The organism is Enterobacter sp. UPMP701 (assembly GCF_053709515.1).
Genome location: NZ_JBSKJN010000011.1, coordinates 95,273 through 116,872 on the forward strand (window position 1 = coordinate 95,273; position 21,600 = coordinate 116,872).

General features: G+C 57.0%; 20 protein-coding genes. 6 read left to right on the forward strand and 14 right to left on the reverse strand.

The window, feature by feature from the left end; translation table 11 throughout:
- Positions 1–45: 45 nt before the first annotated feature.
- The 5 genes from ACWKXT_RS19720 to ftsY all read right to left on the reverse strand — a co-directional run bounded on the left by ACWKXT_RS19720 (position 46) and on the right by ftsY (position 5,733).
- A complete protein-coding gene (locus tag ACWKXT_RS19720) occupies positions 46–1,311 on the reverse strand; it encodes a 4-aminobutyrate--2-oxoglutarate transaminase (RefSeq protein WP_454529242.1) in 1,266 nt (421 codons plus the stop codon).
- Between the two features lie 136 nt (positions 1,312–1,447).
- Positions 1,448–2,305: an RNA polymerase sigma factor RpoH gene (gene rpoH / locus ACWKXT_RS19725; RefSeq protein ID WP_028015143.1), complete on the reverse strand. Its 858-nt coding sequence runs from the start codon at positions 2,303–2,305 to the stop codon at positions 1,448–1,450.
- 251 nt (positions 2,306–2,556) lie between these two features.
- Entirely contained in the window at positions 2,557–3,612 is a 1,056-nt protein-coding gene (gene ftsX, locus ACWKXT_RS19730) for a permease-like cell division protein FtsX (protein WP_119916543.1), read from the reverse strand.
- Positions 3,599–4,270: a cell division ATP-binding protein FtsE gene (ftsE, locus tag ACWKXT_RS19735; RefSeq protein ID WP_003861525.1), complete on the reverse strand. Its 672-nt coding sequence runs from the start codon at positions 4,268–4,270 to the stop codon at positions 3,599–3,601. Before ftsE ends, ftsX begins: the two co-directional genes overlap by 14 nt.
- A 2-nt stretch (positions 4,271–4,272) precedes the next feature.
- Positions 4,273–5,733 (reverse strand): signal recognition particle-docking protein FtsY, encoded by a 1,461-nt coding sequence (ftsY, locus tag ACWKXT_RS19740; RefSeq protein ID WP_454533168.1) that lies wholly within the window; start codon positions 5,731–5,733, stop codon positions 4,273–4,275.
- 127 nt (positions 5,734–5,860) lie between these two features.
- Between ftsY and rsmD the strand changes: the two genes are divergently transcribed.
- Both rsmD and ACWKXT_RS19750 read left to right on the forward strand, forming a co-directional pair.
- Positions 5,861–6,463 (forward strand): 16S rRNA (guanine(966)-N(2))-methyltransferase, encoded by a 603-nt coding sequence (rsmD, locus tag ACWKXT_RS19745; RefSeq protein ID WP_454533169.1) that lies wholly within the window; start codon positions 5,861–5,863, stop codon positions 6,461–6,463.
- Complete coding sequence (locus ACWKXT_RS19750; RefSeq protein ID WP_014882110.1) at positions 6,447–6,728, forward strand: DUF1145 family protein; 282 nt, start codon at positions 6,447–6,449, stop codon at positions 6,726–6,728. The genes rsmD and ACWKXT_RS19750 overlap by 17 nt, the downstream gene beginning before the upstream one ends.
- A 64-nt stretch (positions 6,729–6,792) precedes the next feature.
- On the opposite strand, the gene ACWKXT_RS19755 is transcribed toward ACWKXT_RS19750, so the two are convergent.
- Entirely contained in the window at positions 6,793–7,152 is a 360-nt protein-coding gene (locus ACWKXT_RS19755) for a DUF2500 domain-containing protein (protein WP_454533170.1), read from the reverse strand.
- 129 nt (positions 7,153–7,281) lie between these two features.
- Between ACWKXT_RS19755 and ACWKXT_RS19760 the strand changes: the two genes are divergently transcribed.
- Both ACWKXT_RS19760 and zntA read left to right on the forward strand, forming a co-directional pair.
- On the forward strand, positions 7,282–7,908 hold the full coding sequence (locus ACWKXT_RS19760; RefSeq protein WP_454533171.1) for a lysoplasmalogenase: 627 nt from the start codon (positions 7,282–7,284) through the stop codon (positions 7,906–7,908).
- Positions 7,909–7,984: 76 nt separating this feature from the next.
- Positions 7,985–10,156 (forward strand): Zn(II)/Cd(II)/Pb(II) translocating P-type ATPase ZntA, encoded by a 2,172-nt coding sequence (gene zntA, locus ACWKXT_RS19765; protein ID WP_454533172.1) that lies wholly within the window; start codon positions 7,985–7,987, stop codon positions 10,154–10,156.
- A gap of 58 nt (positions 10,157–10,214) precedes the next feature.
- Here the strand turns inward: zntA and ACWKXT_RS19770 are convergent, their stop codons facing one another.
- From ACWKXT_RS19770 to malK, 8 genes are all read right to left on the reverse strand, one after another.
- A complete protein-coding gene (locus tag ACWKXT_RS19770; RefSeq protein WP_454529247.1) occupies positions 10,215–11,501 on the reverse strand; it encodes a TRAP transporter large permease in 1,287 nt (428 codons plus the stop codon).
- A gap of 10 nt (positions 11,502–11,511) precedes the next feature.
- Positions 11,512–12,021 (reverse strand): TRAP transporter small permease, encoded by a 510-nt coding sequence (locus tag ACWKXT_RS19775; RefSeq protein ID WP_454529248.1) that lies wholly within the window; start codon positions 12,019–12,021, stop codon positions 11,512–11,514.
- A 12-nt stretch (positions 12,022–12,033) separates the two neighbouring features.
- A complete protein-coding gene (locus ACWKXT_RS19780; protein WP_080329934.1) occupies positions 12,034–13,005 on the reverse strand; it encodes a TRAP transporter substrate-binding protein in 972 nt (323 codons plus the stop codon).
- Positions 13,006–13,205: 200 nt separating this feature from the next.
- The gene (gene ubiA, locus ACWKXT_RS19785) at positions 13,206–14,075 is read right to left on the reverse strand and encodes a 4-hydroxybenzoate octaprenyltransferase (RefSeq protein ID WP_080329933.1); all 870 of its coding nucleotides are present in this window, start codon (positions 14,073–14,075) and stop codon (positions 13,206–13,208) included.
- 12 nt (positions 14,076–14,087) lie between these two features.
- The gene (gene ubiC, locus ACWKXT_RS19790) at positions 14,088–14,585 is read right to left on the reverse strand and encodes a chorismate lyase (RefSeq protein WP_014882105.1); all 498 of its coding nucleotides are present in this window, start codon (positions 14,583–14,585) and stop codon (positions 14,088–14,090) included.
- A gap of 180 nt (positions 14,586–14,765) precedes the next feature.
- Positions 14,766–15,719 carry a maltose operon protein MalM gene (malM, locus tag ACWKXT_RS19795; RefSeq protein WP_454533173.1) on the reverse strand — a complete coding sequence of 318 codons (954 nt, stop codon included), beginning with the start codon at positions 15,717–15,719 and terminating at the stop codon, positions 14,766–14,768.
- 113 nt (positions 15,720–15,832) lie between these two features.
- Positions 15,833–17,176: a maltoporin gene (locus ACWKXT_RS19800; protein WP_028015131.1), complete on the reverse strand. Its 1,344-nt coding sequence runs from the start codon at positions 17,174–17,176 to the stop codon at positions 15,833–15,835.
- A gap of 71 nt (positions 17,177–17,247) precedes the next feature.
- Positions 17,248–18,357: a maltose/maltodextrin ABC transporter ATP-binding protein MalK gene (gene malK, locus ACWKXT_RS19805; protein WP_080329931.1), complete on the reverse strand. Its 1,110-nt coding sequence runs from the start codon at positions 18,355–18,357 to the stop codon at positions 17,248–17,250.
- A gap of 370 nt (positions 18,358–18,727) precedes the next feature.
- Between malK and malE the strand changes: the two genes are divergently transcribed.
- Positions 18,728–19,918, forward strand: a complete 1,191-nt coding sequence (gene malE / locus ACWKXT_RS19810) for a maltose/maltodextrin ABC transporter substrate-binding protein MalE (protein WP_454533174.1) — start codon at positions 18,728–18,730, stop codon at positions 19,916–19,918.
- 125 nt (positions 19,919–20,043) lie between these two features.
- Positions 20,044–21,588 carry a maltose ABC transporter permease MalF gene (gene malF / locus ACWKXT_RS19815; protein ID WP_454529250.1) on the forward strand — a complete coding sequence of 515 codons (1,545 nt, stop codon included), beginning with the start codon at positions 20,044–20,046 and terminating at the stop codon, positions 21,586–21,588.
- Positions 21,589–21,600: the final 12 nt, after the last annotated feature.

Genomic DNA, 21,600 nt, shown 5'->3' on the forward strand with positions numbered 1-21,600 from the left:
GAATATATGATAAGCCCGACAGGATTTACTGCCGGGCTTGAGGCTTTAACGTGTCAGCGACGCGGAGATAATGTCCAGCGCTTTACGGAACTGCGCTTCGGGGATAGTTAGCGGATAGAGGAAGCGGATCACGTTGCCGTAAACGCCGCAGCTCAGGAGCAGCAGCCCTTCGTTCAGTGCGCGTTCCTGCACCTGGCGAGTGAATTCCGGCGACGGCAGCCCGGATTGCGGATCGTGAAACTCTACCGCCACCATCGAGCCCTGGGCACGAATGTCGGCGATGAAAGGACAGTTTTCCTTCGCTTTATTAAGCACTTCCACCAGATGATGGCCGAGATGCGCCGAGCGCGTGCAGAGATCTTCCTCGTCAATCACGTCCAGCACGGCGTGAGCCGCGGCAATCGCCAGCGGGTTACCCGCGTAGGTACCACCCAACCCGCCCGGCGCGGGCGCGTCCATCACCTCTGCACGGCCTGAAACCGCCGAAAGCGGCATCCCACCCGCGAGGCTTTTTGCCATGGTGATCAGGTCCGGCTTTACGCAGTGGTGCTCCATGGAGAACAACTTGCCGGTGCGGGCGAAACCGCTTTGTACCTCATCGGCAATCAGCAAAATACCGTGGGTGTCGCACAGGGCGCGCAGGGCCTGCATAAAATCAGCGGGCGCGATGTTGAAACCGCCCTCTCCCTGAACCGGTTCGAGAATAATGGCCGCCACCTGGTCGGGTGCGATATCCGCCTTAAAGATGCGTTCCAGGCTTTTCAACGCTTCCGCCGTGCTGACGCCGTGCAGTTCATTCGGATACTGCGCGTGATACACCGAACCGGGGAACGGGCCGAAGCCCAGCTTGTACGGTGCGACCTTGCCGGTCAGCGCCATGGTCATAAAGGTGCGGCCATGGAAGGCACCACCAAAGGTAATAAGGCCGGGGCGTTTGGTATACGCGCGGGCAATTTTGACCGCGTTTTCAACCGCTTCAGCGCCCGTGGAGAAGAAGGCGGTTTTGGCAGGGCCGTCAATCGGCACGCGCTGGTTGATGCGCTCGGCAAGGGCCACATAGCCCTCATACGGCACAATCTGGTAGGCCGTGTGGGTAAACGCATGAAGTTGTTTTTCAATGGCGGAAATGACTTTTGGATGGCGATGGCCGGTATTCAGCACCGCGATCCCGGCGGCGAAATCGATGTACTCGTTGCCTTCCACGTCCCACACCGTGGCGTTTTCGGCTTTATCGGCATAGAAGTTACACATGACGCCGATGCCGCGCGGCGTCGCCTGTAAACGCCGGTCGTTCAGTTCGTTATTTTTCACCCTGTCCCCCTGAGAAAGTCGCCTGCTTAGCGCATCAGTAAGTGTTTGCCAGGGGGGAGAAATTCGCCAGAGCGGGCGCTAAAAAAACAAAACCCCCGGATTCGCATCCAGGGGTTCTCGTCTTACTTCGCGGACATTACGCTTCGATAGCGGCGCGAAGTTTTTTCATGGCGTTCTTTTCAAGCTGACGGACACGTTCCGCAGAAACGCCGTAGCGGTCGGCCAGCTCCTGCAGCGTGGACTTGTTATCTTCGTCCAGCCAGCGGGCGCGGATAATATCCTGGCTACGCTCGTCGAGGCCTTCCATCGCATGGGTCAGCTTGTTCGCGGCCTGATCTTCCCAGTTGTCCTCTTCGATGCCATCAGCAAAGTTAGAGGTTTTATCCTGCAGATACAGAACCGGTGCCATCGGCTGGCTGTCAGATGCGTCGTCGTCGGAGGACATATCAAACGTCATGTCCTGCGCGGCCATACGGGATTCCATCTCACGCACGTCTTTGCTGGATACGCCCAGCTCGCGCGCCACCATTTCCACTTCATCCTGATTGAACCAGCCCAGACGCTGCTTGGTTTTACGCAGGTTGAAGAACAGTTTACGTTGCGCTTTTGTCGTGGCGACTTTCACGATACGCCAGTTGCGCAGCACGTATTCATGAATTTCTGCTTTGATCCAGTGTACGGCGAAGGAGACCAGTCGCACGCCCACTTCCGGGTTAAAGCGACGTACAGCCTTCATCAGGCCGATGTTACCTTCCTGAATCAAGTCCGCCTGCGGCAGGCCATAGCCCGCATAATTACGAGCAATGTGAACAACAAAGCGCAGGTGAGACAGGATCAGCTTCTTCGCTGCTTCCAGATCGCCCTGGTAATGCAGCTTTTCAGCAAGCTCCTTTTCTTCCTCGGCCGTCAACATCGGCCAGGTGTTCGCAGCCCGGATGTATGATTCCAGGTTACCAACAGGGGCTAAAGCTAAAGTTTGCATTTCTTTGGTCATTCATTCCTCTCAGTGTTTCTTCTGGTCCAGGTTGTCCCCGTCAGGCAACAACCATGCCAAAGCGTTTGAGCAGCGAGATTAGCATTCACTCTTTTATCAGACAGTGATTTTATCCACAAGTTCCAGGTGCAACAGTGAATAAATTACGCACAAAATGTGACATGGAGATGATAACAGGGGAAGAGACAACAGGGACGCTTTCCCTGCAGAGCGAACATCTCGGTGCAGGGAAAGATTATATCACGCTTTTATTAGTCGGGAGTAAAGTGGCGTAAATGTTGAACCGTTGCCAGCCATGCAGCCACCCAGCCAATCATGGAGCATACCAGCAGCAATAACAGGCACTCGTCGAAGCCTAAGCCACTGATATCAAACTTGGTTCCGAAAACCTGCGCCACTTCAGTGACGGCAGACGAAAGCCGCATCACCAAAATTTCTGACAATATCAGTGAAAGAAATGCGCCGGAAAAACCGAGCAGTGCGCCACCGTAAAGGAACGGACGCAGGATGAAGCCGTCCGTTGCGCCAATCAGTTTCTGCACGTTAATGGTATCGCGACGGGCGAAGATGCTCAGACGCACGCTGTTACCAATGACGAGGAACACCGCCGCCACCATCAGCACGCCGATCATCGCCGACACGCGCCCCACCAGGCCGGTCAGCGCCGCAAGACGGGCAAACCAGCTGTCGTCCATGCGCACTTCATCAATCCCGTTGATGCGGGTGATGCGGTCGCGCAGGGTGTTCAGCGAATCGGTACCCTGGAAATCGAGCTTCGGGATCACCACCGCCACGGCGGGCAGCGGGTTCTCTTCCAGCATATCCAGCGCGCCGCCAAAGCCTGACCAGTTGCGGAACTCGCCCAGCGCTTCATCGCGCGAGAGGTAATTCACCTTCTCCACGCCCTGCTCGGCCTGAATCTGCCCGACCACCTGCGCCGCCGCGTTATCGTCGAGCGCTTTATCCAGATAAACAGTGATCTGCGGCGACGGATAATACTGCGACGCCGCCTGGTTGACGTTCTTATAGACCATGTAGCAGACGCTTGGCAGCGTCAGGGAGATGGCGATCACCATCACCGTCAGGAACGTCGCCAGCGGTTTGCTTTTCAGGTCCTGCAGCGCGCCGTGGAAAGCGTAGCGCACCTGCTCGTTAAAGACGTTAGTCTTGCGGGAGGCCGGCTTCGGCGCCGCTTTCTGGCGCTTAGGCGCATTACGATTGCCGTCACCACCGCCCTGCGGCTTACGGAAACGGTCAAACCGGTTTCCGAACTGCCGAATCTGGTTCATTGCATCACGCTTGTTCACCGTGGCCTCCGTGCAAATGCCCGTCGCTCAGGGTCAGCATGCGGTACGAACGACGGGAAATCAGCCCCATGTCGTGCGTCGCCATCAGTACCGTGACCCCTACGCGGTTGAATTCCTCAAACAGACGCAAAATCCCTTCGGACAGGGCATCGTCCAGGTTACCGGTCGGTTCATCCGCCAGCAGCACCGCAGGTTTGTTCACCACCGCACGGGCAATCCCCACGCGCTGCTGTTCACCGCCGGAGAGCTGGATCGGGAAGTTCTTCGCTTTGTCCAGCAGCCCGACCTTATCCAGCGCCGCAGAGACGCGACGGCGGATATCGTCATAGCTGGCACCGGCAATAATCAGCGGGATCGCCACGTTATCGAAAACGGTGCGATCCATCAGCAGGTGGTGATCCTGGAAAATCATGCCAATCTGACGACGCAGAAACGGCACTTCGCGGTTTTTAAGACGGCTAATTTCATGGCCGCTGAACCAGATTTTCCCGGCGCTTGGCCGTTCGATCCCACAGATAAGCTTGAGCAGGGTACTTTTCCCCGCGCCGGAATGGCCGGTCAGGAATGCCATCTCGCCTGGCTGCAGGTGGAATGTCACCCCCTGCAGCGCTTGTCTCCCACCGAGATAGGCCTTGCTGACGTGTTCAAAGCGAATCATTGTTAGTCCTCTCGGGCAAATAATGCCTCAATAAAGTCGTCCGCCTTAAACGGACGCAAATCCTCAATACGCTCGCCCACACCGATGTAACGGATAGGAATGCCGAACTGGTCGGCTACGGAGAAGATCACCCCGCCTTTCGCGGTGCCGTCCAGCTTGGTCAGCGCGATCCCCGTCAGTCCTACCGCTTCATGGAACAGCTTCGCCTGGCTAATGGCGTTCTGCCCGGTGCTGGCGTCGATAGTCAGCATAATTTCATGCGGTGCATCTTCGTCCAGCTTCTTCATGACGCGGACGATTTTCTTCAACTCTTCCATCAGGTGCGATTTGTTCTGCAAACGCCCTGCGGTATCGGCAATCAGCACGTCCACGTTGCGCGACTTCGCCGCCTGGATGGCGTCGAAAATCACGGACGCGGAATCCGCGCCGGTGTGCTGAGCAATCACCGGAATGTTGTTGCGCTGGCCCCAGACCTGAAGCTGCTCAACCGCTGCCGCGCGGAAGGTATCGCCCGCCGCCAGCATCACCGATTTGCCCTGCTGCTCAAACTGGCGCGCCAGCTTGCCGATGGTGGTGGTTTTACCCACGCCGTTCACGCCAACCATCAGAATAACAAACGGCGTTTTGCCTTCAATATTAAGCGGTTCGTCAACTTTTGCGAGAATTTCACCCATCTCGTCTTTCAGCAGGCCGTACAACGCCTCGGCGTCACGCAACTGTTTGCGGCTCGCCCCTTCGGTCAGGTTGGCGATGATCTTACGGGTGGTTTCCACGCCCACGTCCGCAATCAGCAACTGCTCTTCCAGCTCCTCAAACAGATCGTCGTCGATCTTCTTGCCGCGGAACAGACTGATAAATCCGGAACCTAAGTTTTCTTTGGTTTTGAGCAGGCTGCGCTTCAGACGCGCGAAGAAACCTTCTTTGGTCGGTTTTTCCTGTTCCTGAACGATCTCTTCTTCGGCCTGCGCTTCCACCGGCACGACGATAACCGCTTCTTCCGCGGCTTCCGCCGCCAGCGCCTGGGCTTCCAGCTCTTCGTCGGTCAGCTCTGGCTCGAGTGCCGCCTCTTCTTCTACCGCTTCAACGATTTCAACGGTTTCCGCTTCGGCCTGCCACTCTTCGGCAGACTCCTCTTCGGCGTTGACCTCTTCTGGCAGCGGCAGCGCTTCGTGCTCGATTGCAGCCTGCGGCGCCTCGGTAACGGCGTCGATGACGACAGGTTCTGGCTTCTCGCTCTCCTGAACCTGCTCAGTGACCTCAACCACCGCTTCAGCAAAGGATTCGATCTCTTCTTTGCTGTGGGCAGGTTCTTCCGCTTCGACAACCGCAGCGGTTTCTACAGGCGTTTCAGGCTGTGACTGCTCTTCTACAACCTGTTGTTCTTCGGTTTTCTGTTCTGTTTCTTGCTCTTTTTCACCGAAACCCAACCAGGAAAAGAAGCCACGTTTTTTTTGTTTTGCCATCTGCGACTACACTCCTCGCGGCGCTATATACAGGGAAGCTAAAAAAATGATGAAATAGTCTAACACTTTACTTAATTGACATCACCGCCCGCAATCACAGGGCAATGGTTAACAGAGCTTTCCAGAGATGAAGAAACCCACCCGCGCCCCGGCCGGTCAAATTCGCATTATCGGCGGCCAGTGGCGAGGCCGGAAATTACCGGTGCCGGACAGCCCCGGATTACGCCCCACCACCGACCGCGTGCGCGAGACGCTGTTTAACTGGCTCGCCCCGTCAATGGTAGACGCCCGCTGTCTGGACTGCTTCGCCGGAAGCGGCGCATTAGGGCTGGAAGCGCTGTCGCGCTATGCCGCCAGCGCCACGCTGCTGGAGATGGAGCGCGGCGTTGCGCAGACGCTGCAGCAAAATCTGGCGACGCTGAAGGCGAGCAACGCCAAAGTCGTGAACACCAACACGCTGAGTTTTCTTGCGCAGCAAGGCACGCCGCATAACGTGGTGTTTGTCGACCCGCCGTTCCGCAAGGGACTGCTGGAAGAGACGTTATCCCTGCTGGAGCACAATGGCTGGCTGGCGGATGACGCGCTAATTTATGTAGAAAGCGAAGTGGAAAACGGTTTGCCGCCGGTGCCCGCGCACTGGGATCTGCACCGCGAAAAGGTCGCCGGCCAGGTCGCTTATCGTCTGTATCACCGTCAGGTACAAGGAGGATCCGATGCCGGTACTGATTAACCTGGGACGTTTGCTGATGCTGGGCGTCTGGGCATTTTTGATTTTGAATCTGGTGCACCCGTTCCCGCGCCCGTTGAATATCTTCGTTAACGTGGCGCTGATATTTACCTCCTTCATGCATGCCCTGCAGATGGTGATGCTGAAAAACGGCCTGCCGAAAGATGGCCCGCCGATGACCGGCTGGCAGCAGCTGCGGGTGTTTATTTTCGGCGTATTTGAACTGCTGGTGTGGATGAAGAAGTTTAAGGCGCAAGTAAAGAAGTAAGGTGCGGCCTGATGCCCTCACCCTAACCCTCTCCCACAGGGAGAGGGCCGGGGTGAGGGGAAAATTACCGCTCCGGTACAAACCCTTCAAACCGCGACCCTTTATAGCTCAGCGTGCCTTTCTCCCCTACCGTCAGTTGATGGTACTGCTGCCCCTCCAGGCGGAAGGTCATTTCCAGGCCGCCCGTTTCCGGCTTAAAGCTGGCTTCATAGCGCATGCCGGTTCCTGCAGGCGTCACCTGCTGCTGGCGCGAGCGGCGGTCGTTGAGCGGCTTCTCACGCTTATTCGTCACCACCACGCGCTTTTGCATCAGCGGCGCGGCGTCGTTGTCCGCTTTTTCACGGCGCTGCTGCACGAAGCGAAACGAGGCGGCAATGACGATAATCGCCACCACGATAATGAAAAACAGCGGCATCTTGCTCATTGATAAATCCCATCAGAATATGCGGAATTCAGGATACCTTGCCTTCCCCGTCATTGCCAAACGCCTGCCCGCGTCACTACACTGGATCAGAAACTGATTATTCAGCCTCAACAGATACAGGGAGTTAATATGCTTTGGTCATTTATCGCTGTCTGTTTTTCCGCATGGCTTTACGTCGATGCGTCCTATCGCGGTCCAGCCTGGCAGCGCTGGTTGTTTAAACCCGTCACGCTGCTGTTACTTTTGCTGCTCGCCTGGCAGGCCCCGATGTTTAATGCCATCAGCTATCTGGTGCTCGCCGGGCTGTGTGCCTCCCTGGTTGGCGATGCCTTAACCCTGCTGCCGCGTCAGCGCCTGCTGTATGCCGTTGGGGCGTTCTTCCTCTCCCATCTGCTGTATACCATCTACTTTGCCAGCCAGATGACGCTCTCCTTCTTCTGGCCGCTGCCGCTGGTGCTGCTGGTGATTGGCGCGCTGCTGATCGCGGTGATCTGGTCGCGTCTGGAAGAGATGCGTCTGCCGGTATGCACGTTTATCGCCATGACGCTGGTGATGGTGTGGCTGGCCGGAGAGCTGTGGTTCTTCCGTCCGACGTCTCAGGCCATGTCCGCATTCTTCGGGGCGGCGCTGCTGTTGATCGGCAATATCGTCTGGCTGGGCAGCCACTATCGCCGCCGTTTCCGCGCGGATAACGCGATTGCGTCCGCCTGCTACTTTGCCGGGCACTTCCTGATCGTGCGTTCATTGTATATCTAAATAACGCTTGACTCTGGAGTCGACTCCAGAGTGTATGCTGCGGTTAATGAGAAAATTATCATTACCGGAGACTGCCATGTCGACTCCAGAAACACCAAAAAAAGTTCCCCAATTTTCGGCACTTAAGCTCAGTCCGGTTCCGCCGAAAGACGGCTGCTGCTGCGAGGGCGCGTGCGAAACGCAGGTTGAAGCGCTGCCTGAAAGCGGCAATCACTACAGCTGGGTCGTCAACGGCATGGACTGCGCGGCCTGCGCCCGCAAAGTGGAAAACGCGGTGAAGCAGGTGCCGGGCGTGAACCACGTTCAGGTGCTGTTCGCCACCGAAAAGCTGCTGGTCAGCGCCGATAACGACGTCAGCAAACAGGTTGAAGCCGCCGTCAGCAAGGCGGGTTATGCCCTGCGCAGCGAAACGGCTCCCGCTGAAAAAACGTCCTCGCTAAAAGAAAACCTTCCCCTTATCACGCTCATCATCATGATGGCCCTGAGCTGGGGGCTGGAGCAGTTTAACCACCCGTTCGGCAACCTGGCGTTTATCGCCACCACACTGGTCGGCCTGTTCCCGATTGCCCGTCAGGCGCTGCGCCTGATGAGAAGCGGCAGCTGGTTTGCCATTGAAACGCTGATGAGCGTGGCGGCCATTGGCGCGCTGTTCATCGGTGCGACGGCGGAAGCGGCGATGGTGCTGCTGCTGTTCCTGATCGGCGAACGCCTTGAGGGCTGGGCGGCGAGCCGGGCGCGCAAAGGAGTGAGCGCGCTGATGGCGCTGAAGCCGGAAACCGCCACTCGCGTGATAAACGGTACTCGTGAAACGGTCGCCATTAACACGCTGCACCCGGGCGACATGATTGAAGTCGCCGCGGGCGGGCGTCTGCCAGCCGATGGGACTCTCGTTACCGCCACCGCGAGCTTTGACGAAAGCGCCCTGACCGGGGAATCCATTCCGGTGGAACGTGCGGCAGGTGAAAAAGTGCCTGCGGGCGCCACCAGCGTTGACCGACTGGTGCAGCTCAAAGTCCTGTCCGAGCCGGGCGACAGCGCCATCGACCGCATCCTGAAGCTGATTGAAGAGGCCGAAGAGCGCCGCGCGCCGGTTGAACGCTTTATCGATCGCTTCAGTCGGATTTACACCCCCGCCATCATGCTGGTTGCCCTGCTGGTTACCGTGGTGCCACCGCTGTTCTTCGGCGCGCCGTGGGAGGGCTGGATTTACAAAGGGCTGACCCTGCTGCTGATCGGCTGTCCGTGCGCGCTGGTGATTTCCACGCCCGCGGCGATTACCTCGGGCCTGGCGGCAGCGGCACGTCGCGGGGCGCTGATTAAGGGCGGCGCGGCGCTGGAACAACTGAGCCAGGTTCAGCACATTGCCTTCGATAAAACCGGCACGCTGACGGTCGGCAAACCGCAGGTCACCGGCGTTTATCCGCAGGACATCAGTGAAGACGAACTGCTGACGCTTGCCGCTGCCGTGGAGCAGGGCTCCACTCACCCGCTGGCGCAGGCGATAGTGCGAGAAGCGCAGTCGCGCGGGCTGGCTATCCCTTCGGCAACGGCGCAGCGGGCGCTGGTTGGGTCAGGGATTGAGGCCGTGGTCGACGGTAAAAAGGTGCTGATAGTCGCGGCCGGGAAGTCATCTCATCGAGAGGTTGAGGCGTTAGAGCAGGCAGGACAAACTGTCGTGGTTGTCATGCAGGACGGCGTGGCGAAAGGCATGCTGGCACTGCGCGATACCCTGCGCGATGACGCCAAAGACGCCGTGGCAGCGCTGCATCAGTTGGGTGTGCAGGGTGTGATTTTGACAGGTGATAACCCGCGCGCGGCGGCGGCGATTGCCGGTGAGCTGGGGCTGGAGTTTAAAGCCGGATTGCTGCCTGCGGATAAAGTCAGCGCGGTGACGGAACTGAACGCGCACGCTCCGCTGGCAATGGTCGGTGACGGGATTAACGATGCGCCTGCGATGAAAGCCGCCACCATCGGCATTGCGATGGGCAGCGGTACCGACGTGGCGCTGGAGACGGCGGACGCGGCGCTGACCCACAACCGCCTGACCGGGCTGGCGCAGATGATTGGGCTGGCGCGAGCGACGCGGGCCAATATTCGCCAGAACATCGGCATTGCGCTGGGTCTGAAGGGGATTTTCCTGGTCACCACGCTGCTCGGCATGACTGGCCTGTGGCTGGCGGTGCTGGCGGATACGGGGGCGACGGTGCTGGTGACGGCAAACGCGTTGCGGTTATTACGTCGGAAATAAAATCGTTATCGAACCGTAGGCCGGGTAAGGCGTAGCCGCCACCCGGCATAAAACGGCGTCACTGCATTCCTAACACCCCCGGCAACCATAATGATATCGCCGGGATATACGTCACCATCCCCAGCACCACCAGCAGCATGCCGTAGAACGGCAGCATCGCCCGCACCACGGTTTCAATCTTCTGCTTACTCACCGCGCTCGCCACGAACAGCACCGACCCGACCGGCGGCGTGATCAGCCCAATCCCCAGGTTCACCATCATGATCATCCCAAAATGCACGGGGTCGATCCCCAGCGAGTTGGTCACCGGCAGCAGCACCGGGGTCAGGATCAGGATGATCGGCGCCATGTCCATCAGCGTGCCAATCAGCAGCAGCATGATATTGAGGTACATCAGGATCACGTATTTGTTATCGGAGAGCGATGTGAAGAATTCGGTGATGCGCATCGGCAGCTGCATGTAGGTCATCACCGCGCCAAACGCCGCGGCAAAGCCAATCAAAATCATTACGATAGTGACGGTTTTGACCGTGCGGCACATCAGCTTTGGCAGTTCATTCCACTTGTAGTCGCGGTAGATGAACATGGTGACGAAGAATGCCCACAGGCAGGCCACGGCGGCGGATTCGGTCGCCGTGAATATCCCGGACAAGATCCCGCCGAGGATAATCACCACCGTCATTAGCCCCCACAGGGCATCCAGCACAATTTTCAGCGCCTGCCTGAACGGGATTTTGTCCCCTTTCGGATAGCCGCGCTTGCGGGCAAAGCACAGGCAGAGCGCCATTAATCCCATACCCAACAGCAGGCCCGGCAGCACACCCGCGATAAACAGCGTGGCGATGGAAACCGTTCCCCCAGCCGCCAGCGAGTAAATCACCGAGTTGTGGCTGGGCGGGATCAGGATCGCCTGCACCGACCCGCTGGCCGTCACCGCCGCCGCGTATTCGCGCGGATAGCCCTTCTTCTCCATCTCCGGGATCATCACGCTGCCGATGGACGCCGTATCCGCCACCGACGAACCCGAGATCGCACCGAAGAACGTCGAGGCGACAATGTTCACCAGCGACAACCCACCGCGAATGAAGCCCACAAAGATGTACGCGAAATTGACCAGCCGTCGGGCAATACCCCCTTCCGCCATGATCGCCCCGGCAAGAATGAAGAACGGGATCGCCAGCAGGGTAAATTTATTGACCCCGCTGGTGATCTGGATCATCAGCGCCTCCAGCGGTAAATCAATCCACAGCGCGCCCGCCACGGCGCTTAAGCCCACGGCGAAGGCCACCGGCATCCCCAGCGCCAGCAAAATGGCGAGGGTGAATAACAAAACAAAAGCATCCATTGTTCACCCCTTAACTGTGATTGCCGATCAGCACGACCGGACGGTTTTCCTGCGCGCCAAACAGCAGGCGTTCAAGCACAAACAGGATCAGAATGGCCGACCCGATCGGCAGCGGCAGATAGCTTTCGCCGGAGGTCAGAATCGGGAACTCCGCCACCGGCTGCTCCCACAGCTCGACACACAGCCAGTAGCTGTACCAGCACATCAGGCCGGAGATGAGCAGCATCAGCAGATCCACCACCCGCGCGCACAGCTTTTGCAGCGACGCGGGCAGACGGTCGGTGAGCATGTTGACCGCAATGTGCGACCCGGCGCGGTAGCTCACCGCCGCGCCGATGAAAGTAAACGTCACCATGCAGATAATGGCGATCGGCTCCGGCCAGGATTCGCCGCGATTGAGCACGTAGCGTGAAAAAATGCCGATGGGGATGACAATCGTCATCACCAGCAGCGCAATACCCGCCACCGCCATGGCGAGCAGGTACAGACGGTCCATCCACTTCAGGTAGAGTTCGGACATACGTACTCCGGCTTACTGGACGTCAGCAATGGCTTTCATCAGATCCTGATGCTTGTCGCCATACTGGGCGCGCACCGGCTCTGTGGCCTTAATGAAGACTGATTTATCGATGTCGTGGAACTGCACGCCGCCCGCCTTCATTTTCGCCAGCGCCTGGTCGTTATACGCATTCCACAGCTTGCGCTGTTCGAACTGCGCTTCGCGAGCCAGGGTCAGGATCTTTTGCTGTTCATCAGCGCTCAGTTTGTCCCATTTCACTTTGGAGTAGAGCAGCATTTCAGGAGTGATAAAGTGGCCGCTGAGGGTGTAGTTTTTGGCAACCGGCATATAGTTATGAGCGATAAAGGTCGGCGGGTTGTTCTCCGCGCCGTCGATCACGCCGGTCTGCATGCCGCTGTAGACCTCGCTGACGCCCATCGCCACCGAGTTCGCCCCCATATCCTTCAGCGTGGCGAGCGCCACCGGGCTGCCCTGCACGCGGATTTTCTTCCCTTTCAGATCTTCCGGTTTAACGATCGGCTCTTTGGTGATCAGGTTGCGGGTGCCGGAGTCCATCCAGCCGAGGAAAACCAGACGCGATTTCGGGTTCGCGGTGAGTTTGTCGCCGATCTGCTTGCCGATATCCCCGTCGATCACCTTATGCATATGATCCTCATCGCGGAAAACGTAGGGCAGCGTAAACACTTCGATATCCGGCAGGATGGCGGCAACCGGCGCCATGGAGACGCGGATCATGTCGATCGCCCCCATCTGCGCCTGTTCAATCATCTGCTTTTCATCCCCCAGCACGCCGCCCGGGAAGACCTTAATCTCCAGCTTGCCGTCGGTTTGTTGTTTGAGTTTTTCACCCATGTGCTGAACCGCGACCACGTTCGGGTAGCCTTCAGGATGCACATCGGCAGCTTTGATGGTTTGGGCAGAAACGGTGCAGGCAAAAGCAGACAGGCACAGCGCGGCCAGTAACGGCTTGAGGGTCGTTTTCATTAAGTCAGCTCCAGGGTAGTGATGTCAGCGTTAAAACAGTGTTTTATTTTTTTACGCTTAGAAAATAGACTAGCCCGGGAGAAGCGTAGGTGAAGCGCCTCACAAAAGCGCGAATTTATGAAACGATGGTTTAAATTTGTGAGGGCGGTAATGTCGGGTAACGATGCGGTCATACCCGGCGGGGCATGACCGCGCGTCAATCAGGAAAAATAGCTCATGACCAGTCCTAAAAACAGCACCAGACCGACATAGTTATTGTTCATAAACGCTTTAAAGCAGGCTTCGCGTTCGCGTTTTGCAATCAGCTTCTGCTGGTAGGCAAACAGCAGCCCTGCCACCAGTATCGACCAGTAAAATTCCCAGTTCAGCCCGTTCAGGCGCGCAATCGCGACCATCAGCGCCAGTACCGCAACCTGGAGAATGCCAATGATGAGTTTGTCCTGGCGTCCAAAGAGGATAGCGGTCGATTTAATACCAATTTTCAGGTCGTCGTCGCGGTCAACCATCGCATATTGCGTGTCATACGCCACGGCCCAGAGAATATTTGCCAGGAACATCAGCCAGCAGCTGAGCGGTAAGGACTCACTAACCGCCGCAAACGCCATCGGAATCGACCAGCCAAACGCCGCCCCCAGCACCACCTGAGGCAGATGGGTGTAGCGCTTCATAAAGGGATAAACCCAGGCCAGTGCGAGCGCCGCGACGGAAAGCAGGATCGTCATGGTGTTAAGCGTTAACACCAGCAGGAAAGAGAGCAGCACCAGAACGATGAACAGCACGCGGGCTTCTTTCCCGGTGACCTGCCCGCTGGGTAAGGGGCGGTTGGCAGTACGCTTTACATGACCGTCGAATTTACGATCGGCATAATCATTGACCACGCAGCCCGCCGCGCGCATCAGCCAGACGCCGGCAACGAATACGCCCAGGATCCACAGCGGCGGCACGCCCGGCGTGGCCACCCACAGCGCCCATAAGGTCGGCCACAGCAGCAGCAACGCGCCGATGGGTTTATCAGTACGCATTAAGCGGTGATACGCCAGCAGCTTATTCTGCGTCAGGCTCCACTCCATTTTTTCTTCCTCTTAGTACAACGGTGATGCCGGTAAAAATAGCTCCGTCAGGATTAACGGCTTACCGCTCAGACGAAGGCGGGAACGGCGTCCCCACAGTTCGGCATCACGCCCAATCTCAATGAAATCCCTGGTCAGCTCAGATGAGGTGAAAAGATAACGTCCCAGCGGCGTTTTCCCCAGCCGTTGCAGCGCCAGCTCAGGCCCGGACAGGGTAGACTCGGGTACCACCGTGCGCCCGGCAAGCCAGGGTTCACCATCGGCACAGAGCAAAATTTCGCGCAGCCAGTAGCGTTCCTCTTGCGGCAACAGCGGCAGCTCGCTGGCAATCTCATCGCCGGAGACAAACCCTTCCTGAATCAGGGTCACCGTGACCGTTTTACCCTGTTGCTCAAAACGTTTTGTCATGGAATCTTCCAGCAGCAACCAGTCCAGCTGCTGCGGATCAAGCGCAGGTATTTGGTCGAAATAGCGCAGCGCACGCAGTTGCGTTAGCGCAGGGTGTGACATGCCAGACTCTCCGATACATAACGTAATGGCATTGTATCGCAGAAACACGGATTGAGGGGGGCCAAACGTTATTTAACGATCACGATCGCAACATGGGTGCAACAGCCCGGCGGATACGAAAAAAAGTGCGCCCACTCAGGCGCACTAAACGACTAACAAATCAGCAATGTGGGGAAACGGTTACCCCTTGCCTTTTACACTGCTGATAAAGGTGGAACGGGCAGTGGTTGAACCTAAACGTTCGGCTTCATCAAGCAGTTTCAGCGCTTTATCGACATCGCCGCGCTTCACCGCCTGCTTAATGGCGTTGTTGAAGTACTCTTCGGTGTCGTTCAGTACCGGCTCGGCTTTCTTCGCCGGGGCTGGCGCTGCGGTGGCGACCGGTGCGGCTGCCGTGGCAGCTGGCGCGGAGTAAGCAGGTGCAGCCGTATTGCCCACCGTAACAGGACCGTTACCGGAGGAGCCAAACAGCGGGCCGACCAGCACGCTGGAGCCGCTGTTCGTTTTCACCTTCAGTTTTAACGTTCCGTCGGTGACGTGACGGGCGATCGGGTCTGGAATATCAGGAATCGCGTTACCGGTGCCTTTTGCGTAGGCTTTGGCCGGATCGAGCAGCGTGGTGGTCTTCTGGAGATCTTGCTCAGTGGTAAAGACCAGCACGTAGAGTTTTTGCTGGCCCAGCGCAGGCGTCAGGCGCATGACGCCTTCCAGACGATCGGCGCTCATCACGCCAGGTTCCTGGTAGGTAAAGTATTCGCTTGGGAAAAAGGCAGATGGCGTCAGGTTCTGATCGAGAATCAGCACGTTAGGCGCAAATACGCTCGTCTGCTTGTTGACTTCACTGGTCAGGGTAATGGCCAGTTCACCGATATTGGCGGGTACGCTATACGCCGCGACCGGGCCGGTAATACCCGGAACATTAAGTGACTGACCGGCCGTTGAGAGCTGGGTGGTCTGGGTTTTAGACTGATCGACCGGCGTCCAGACAAGCTGTTGCAGTGCCGCTGTCGGAATGGCTGGCGCAGATGTTGTGTTTTGCGGAACGAAATTGACGTTAGCGAGCGTTACGGCAGGCGCGCTTGCCAGCAGCCCTGCGGATAAACAAAGGGCAAGGAGAGTTTTGTTCATTTTCATTGTTATCACCTCAAAATGCACAGGTTCAGCGGTAGCCAGGCAATAGCGCGCCGTCCCAAGGATTGAGGGGCTTGCGCCCCTCAGTTTGGTCATTACGTCAGATTAAGACGGGATTACCACCAGATTTCCATCTGGGCGCCGAAGGACCATTCGTCGTTGTCGCCGCGACCGAAGGAGCTTCCATTGAAACCATCTTTGAACGCTTTACCGTAGTTAGCGTTGTTAGATGGGTTACCGTTGTAGTCATAACCCCACTTCTCATCCCACTTGGCGTAGGTTGCGAATACACGGATTGCCGGGCGAGACCAAATGCTGTCACCTGCCTGCCACTGTTGTGCCAGGGTGATTTTGTACTGGTTGTTGGTTTCGTCAGCGCTTTGTGATTTCACGTTGTCGTAACCCACTTCCAGCAAGGTGCTCATGATAGGCGTCCATTTGAACATCGGACGTACACCCACGGTCCACCACTTGGTCCCGTTGTTGTTATCCCAGTCGATGTCCTGGTACATACCGACATACATCAGGTCCCAGCGATCGCCCAGAGAGATTGCACCGTGGTCGAGAATACGCAGCAGGCTACCGTTGTTGTTAATGTCGTAGGCATAACCCGAGTTAGAATCGATGCCTACACCAGAACCTTGAGACAAGCCTTTACCCTGAGACGTCATTGAGTCAGTGGCATACTGAACCACAAACTTGTTATAGCCCTTCAGCATGCTCTGGGTGTGCTCAGCGGTGAACATCCAACCATCTTTTGAAGCACCATCAACCAGGCGATAATCATCACGTGGGTTTGCGCGACCGTAGTCAACGCCCAGCTCCAGCGTACCGCCCGGGTTAATCTCCATCTGCGCTAAACGTACGTCAAAGACATCGTTCGCTGTGCGGGTGGTGTAATCATAAATGCTGTTGCTGGCGAAGGAGGAAGAACCGCCAGCTTCAGAAGAACGGGTTGCAGCCAGAGAGAGCTTACCGAAACCAACGTCAATGTTTTCCAGACCCGCACCAGGACCTGAAATATCCCAGTAGTAGAAGTCGATCATGTGGACGTCATGACGCTGATAGAAGCGCTTACCGGCCCAGATGGTGGAACCTGGCAGCCATTCGATCAGGTTTTTACCCTGCACGTTAGCTTCACGGAACGCCGGGTCAGTGGCTTCCCAGTCGTTCTGCTGCGCCACGGAGTACGCTACGTTGGTGTCGAAGTAGAAGCTCTTGTCACCTTCTTTCCACACTTCCTGGCCCAGCTTCAGTTCCGCATAGGTTTCACATTCGTTACCAAGACGGTATTTACTTTGGGCACCGGTTGCCTGGAAGCACTGTTGTTCGCCGCCACTACCCGTCCAGCCGATACCGGAACGAGCATAACCATGGAAATCCACGGCCAGCGCCTGAGCAGACATTACGCCCGCTGCGACGGCAACTGCCAGAGGAAGTTTGCGCAGAGTAATCATCATTCTATCTCCTGAGATCATTGCTTTTCTTTGAACACTTCACCTGTCGGTTTCGTGTCTTCTTTTGGGATTGCTTAAACGCCTGGCTCTTTATGCAGCCGACGACATGCTGTGCCATCCTCACGGAACAGATGGCAACGCTCTGGCGGCAAGCCGATAGCGAATGTGGCACCCTCTTCTACCAACACCACGTCATTCTGGCGGTAGACCAGGTTCTGACGGATGGCGGGGATCTGGATATGAATCTGTGTTTCGTGACCAAGCTGTTCGACGACCTGAACGTCACCTTCCAGGGTCACATCAGCGATGTGGCTCGGCAGCAGATGCTCAGGACGGATACCGAGGGACATATTTGCCCCGACCTGTACGTTGGCGCTGTCGACCGGCAGCCAGACCTGCTGGCGGTTTGGCAGCTCCACCTGTACCTGTTCAATCGCTGTCGCGGTCACTTTAACGGGCAGGAAGTTCATCTTTGGCGAGCCAATAAAGCCCGCAACAAAGCGGTCTGCCGGGTAGTGGTACAGCTCCAGCGGTTTGCCCACCTGCGCGACGCGACCGGCATCCAGCACCACGATTTTGTCGGCCAGGGTCATCGCTTCGACCTGATCGTGGGTGACGTAAATCATCGTGCGGCCAAGACGCTTGTGCAGACGGGAGATTTCGATACGCATCTGGACGCGCAGGGCGGCATCCAGGTTAGAGAGAGGTTCATCAAGCAGGAATACGCGCGGTTCGGCCACCAGCGTACGGCCAATCGCCACACGCTGACGCTGACCACCGGAAAGCGCTTTCGGTTTGCGCTCCAGCAGGTGGGCCAGCTGTAACACTTCCGCCACCTGCGTCACGCGCTGGTTAATGACCTCTTTCTTCGCGCCGGCCAGCTTCAGGCCGAAGGACATGTTTTCGGCAACGGAAAGGTGGGGATAGAGTGCATAAGACTGGAACACCATGCCTACGCCGCGTTCGGCAGGCGGGATGTCGTTCATTCGGGTATCACCGATCAGCAGGTCGCCGCTGGTGATGGTTTCAAGACCGGCAATCATACGCAGCAGAGTCGATTTACCACAGCCTGATGGGCCGACAAACACTACAAATTCGCCTTCGGTGATGTCCAGATTGATATCTTTCGACACCACTACGTCGCCCCAGGCTTTCGTTACATTACGCAGCTGTACGCTCGCCATGCCCTTCTCCCTTCGTTACAACCTGTCACCGACAGAAACATTCAAGATAAGTTCACTATGGGGTATCCATTACTTTCGTGAATCCTCCACCCCCCGCCTTTTTTATGGGGGAGGAGGCGGGAGGATGAGAGAGCAGGCTCTGCGACCGCATCCTGGGGGCTGAGGCGAAATTCGTGAAGCCGCCTGCAAAATTCGGTGGGTTTTTATGTGCGCCAGCACTCATAACTTAAATTTATGCAACGGAGATCACACAAACGGGGGGTGGGGCGTAGGGGTTGGGAGGATGGAAAGAGGATGTCAAATAAGGAGACTGAGTCACGTTGAACCACCTTATGTATCCACGAGCACATCACCAAAAAGGATGGCAGATATGAATATCAAGACTGGCGCACGCGTTTTCGCATTGTCCGCCCTTGCAGCAATGATGGTTTCCGCCCCAGCGCTCGCCAAAATTGAAGAAGGCAAGCTGGTTATCTGGATTAACGGCGACAAGGGCTATAACGGCCTGGCCGAAGTGGGCAAAAAATTCGAGAAAGACACCGGCATCAAAGTCACTGTAGAACACCCGGACAAACTGGAAGAGAAATTCCCGCAGGTTGCGGCAACCGGCGATGGCCCGGACATTATTTTCTGGGCGCATGACCGTTTCGGTGGTTACGCGCAGTCTGGCCTGCTGGCTGAAGTCACGCCAGACAAAGCTTTCCAGGACAAGCTGTTCCCGTTCACCTGGGACGCCGTTCGCTATAACGGCAAGCTGATCGCTTATCCTATCGCAGTTGAAGCCCTGTCTCTGATTTACAACAAAGACCTGGTGCCAAACCCGCCGAAAACCTGGGAAGAGATCCCGAAACTGGATAAAGAGCTGAAGGCGAAGGGTAAATCCGCCCTGATGTTCAACCTGCAGGAGCCGTACTTCACCTGGCCGCTGATTGCAGCCGATGGCGGTTACGCGTTCAAGTTTGAAAACGGCAAATATGACGTGAAAGACGTGGGCGTGGATAACGCAGGTGCGAAAGCGGGTCTGACCTTCCTGGTTGACCTCATCAAGAACAAACACATGAATGCGGATACCGACTACTCCATCGCGGAAGCGGCGTTCAACAAAGGCGAAACCGCGATGACCATCAATGGTCCGTGGGCCTGGACCAACATCGACAAGAGCAAAATCAACTACGGCGTGACCCTGCTGCCAACCTTCAACGGCAAGCCGTCTAAACCGTTCGTTGGCGTGCTGAGCGCGGGCATCAACGCCGCCAGCCCGAACAAAGAGCTGGCGAAAGAGTTCCTCGAAAACTACCTGCTGACCGATCAGGGTCTGGATGAAGTGAACAAGGACAAACCGCTGGGCGCCGTTGCGCTGAAATCCTTCCAGGATCAGCTGGCGAAAGATCCACGCATCGCGGCCACCATGGATAACGCCCAGAAAGGCGAAATCATGCCGAACATCCCACAGATGGCGGCGTTCTGGTACGCCACCCGTACTGCGGTCATCAACGCTGCAAGCGGTCGTCAGACTGTCGATGCCGCGCTGAAAGATGCTCAGGGTCGTATTACTAAGTAATGGCGTAGTCCCCTCTCCCTCTGGGAGAGGGTTAGGGTGAGGGTTGTCGCTATCCGCACGCCCTCACCCCGGCCCTCTCCCCCAGGAGAGGGAGAAAAGATCAAACGTTGTAGAGGAAGAACCCCATGGATGTCATTAAAAAGAAGCACTGGTGGCAAAGCGACGCACTGAAGTGGTCAGTGATAGGTCTGCTGTGTCTGCTGGTGGGTTACCTTGTTGTTTTAATGTACGTACAAGGGGAATATCTGTTCGCCATCATGACGCTGATTTTAAGCTCTGCTGGCCTGTATATTTTCGCCAACCGTAAAGCCTATGCCTGGCGTTATGTTTACCCGGGTGTTGCCGGGATGGGGCTGTTTGTCCTGTTCCCGCTGATTTGTACCATCGCCATTGCGTTCACCAACTACAGCAGCACCAACCAGCTCGCGCAGGAGCGCGCCACTCAGGTGCTTCTGGATCGCTCTTATCAGGCGGGTAAAACCTTTAACTTCGGCCTGTATCCTGAAGGCGACGAGTGGAAGTTAGCGCTCACTGACGGTGAGAGCGGCAAAAACTATATTTCCGACGCGTTCAAGTTTGGCGGCGAGCAGAAGCTGGTCTTAAAAGAGGCTGCGGCCCTGCCGGAAGGTGAACGTGCCAACCTGCGTATCATCACCCAGAATCGCCAGGCGCTGACCCAGCTCACCGCCGTGCTGCCCGATGACAGCAAAGTGACCATGAGCTCGCTGCGCCAGTTCTCCGGCACGCAGCCGCTTTATACGCCGGCGGATGACGGCACGCTCACCAACAACCAGAGCGGCGTGAAGTACCGTCCGAACAACGATATCGGTTTCTATCAGTCGGTGAATGCCGACGGCAGCTGGGGCGACGACAAACTCAGCCCGGGCTATACCGTCACCATCGGCTGGGACAACTTTACCCGCGTGTTCACTGACGAAGGCATCCAGAAACCGTTCTTCGCCATCTTCGTCTGGACGGTGGTCTTCTCGGTACTGACGGTGATCCTGACCGTCGCCGTCGGCATGGTGCTGGCCTGCCTCGTCCAGTGGGAATCCCTGAAGGGCAAAGCGATTTACCGCGTGCTGTTGATTCTGCCGTACGCCGTACCATCGTTTATCTCAATTCTGATTTTCAAAGGGCTGTTTAACCAGAGCTTTGGTGAAATCAACATGATGCTGAGCGCGCTTTTCGGTATCAAACCGGCCTGGTTCAGCGACCCAACCACCGCCCGCTCGATGATTATCATCGTCAACACCTGGCTGGGTTATCCGTACATGATGATCCTGTGCATGGGGCTGCTGAAGGCTATCCCGGACGATCTGTACGAAGCCTCGGCGATGGACGGCGCGGGTCCGTTCCAGAACTTCTTTAAAATTACGCTGCCGCTGCTCATTAAGCCGCTGACGCCGCTGATGATCGCCAGTTTCGCCTTTAACTTTAACAACTTCGTGCTGATTCAGCTGTTGACCAACGGCGGCCCGGACCGCCTTGGCACCACGACGCCAGCTGGCTATACCGACCTGCTCGTGAGCTACACCTACCGTATCGCCTTCGAAGGCGGCGGCGGTCAGGACTTCGGTCTGGCGGCGGCGATTGCCACCCTGATCTTCCTGCTGGTTGGCGCCCTGGCGATTGTGAACCTGAAAGCCACACGAATGAAATTTGACTAAGGAGGGCACTGA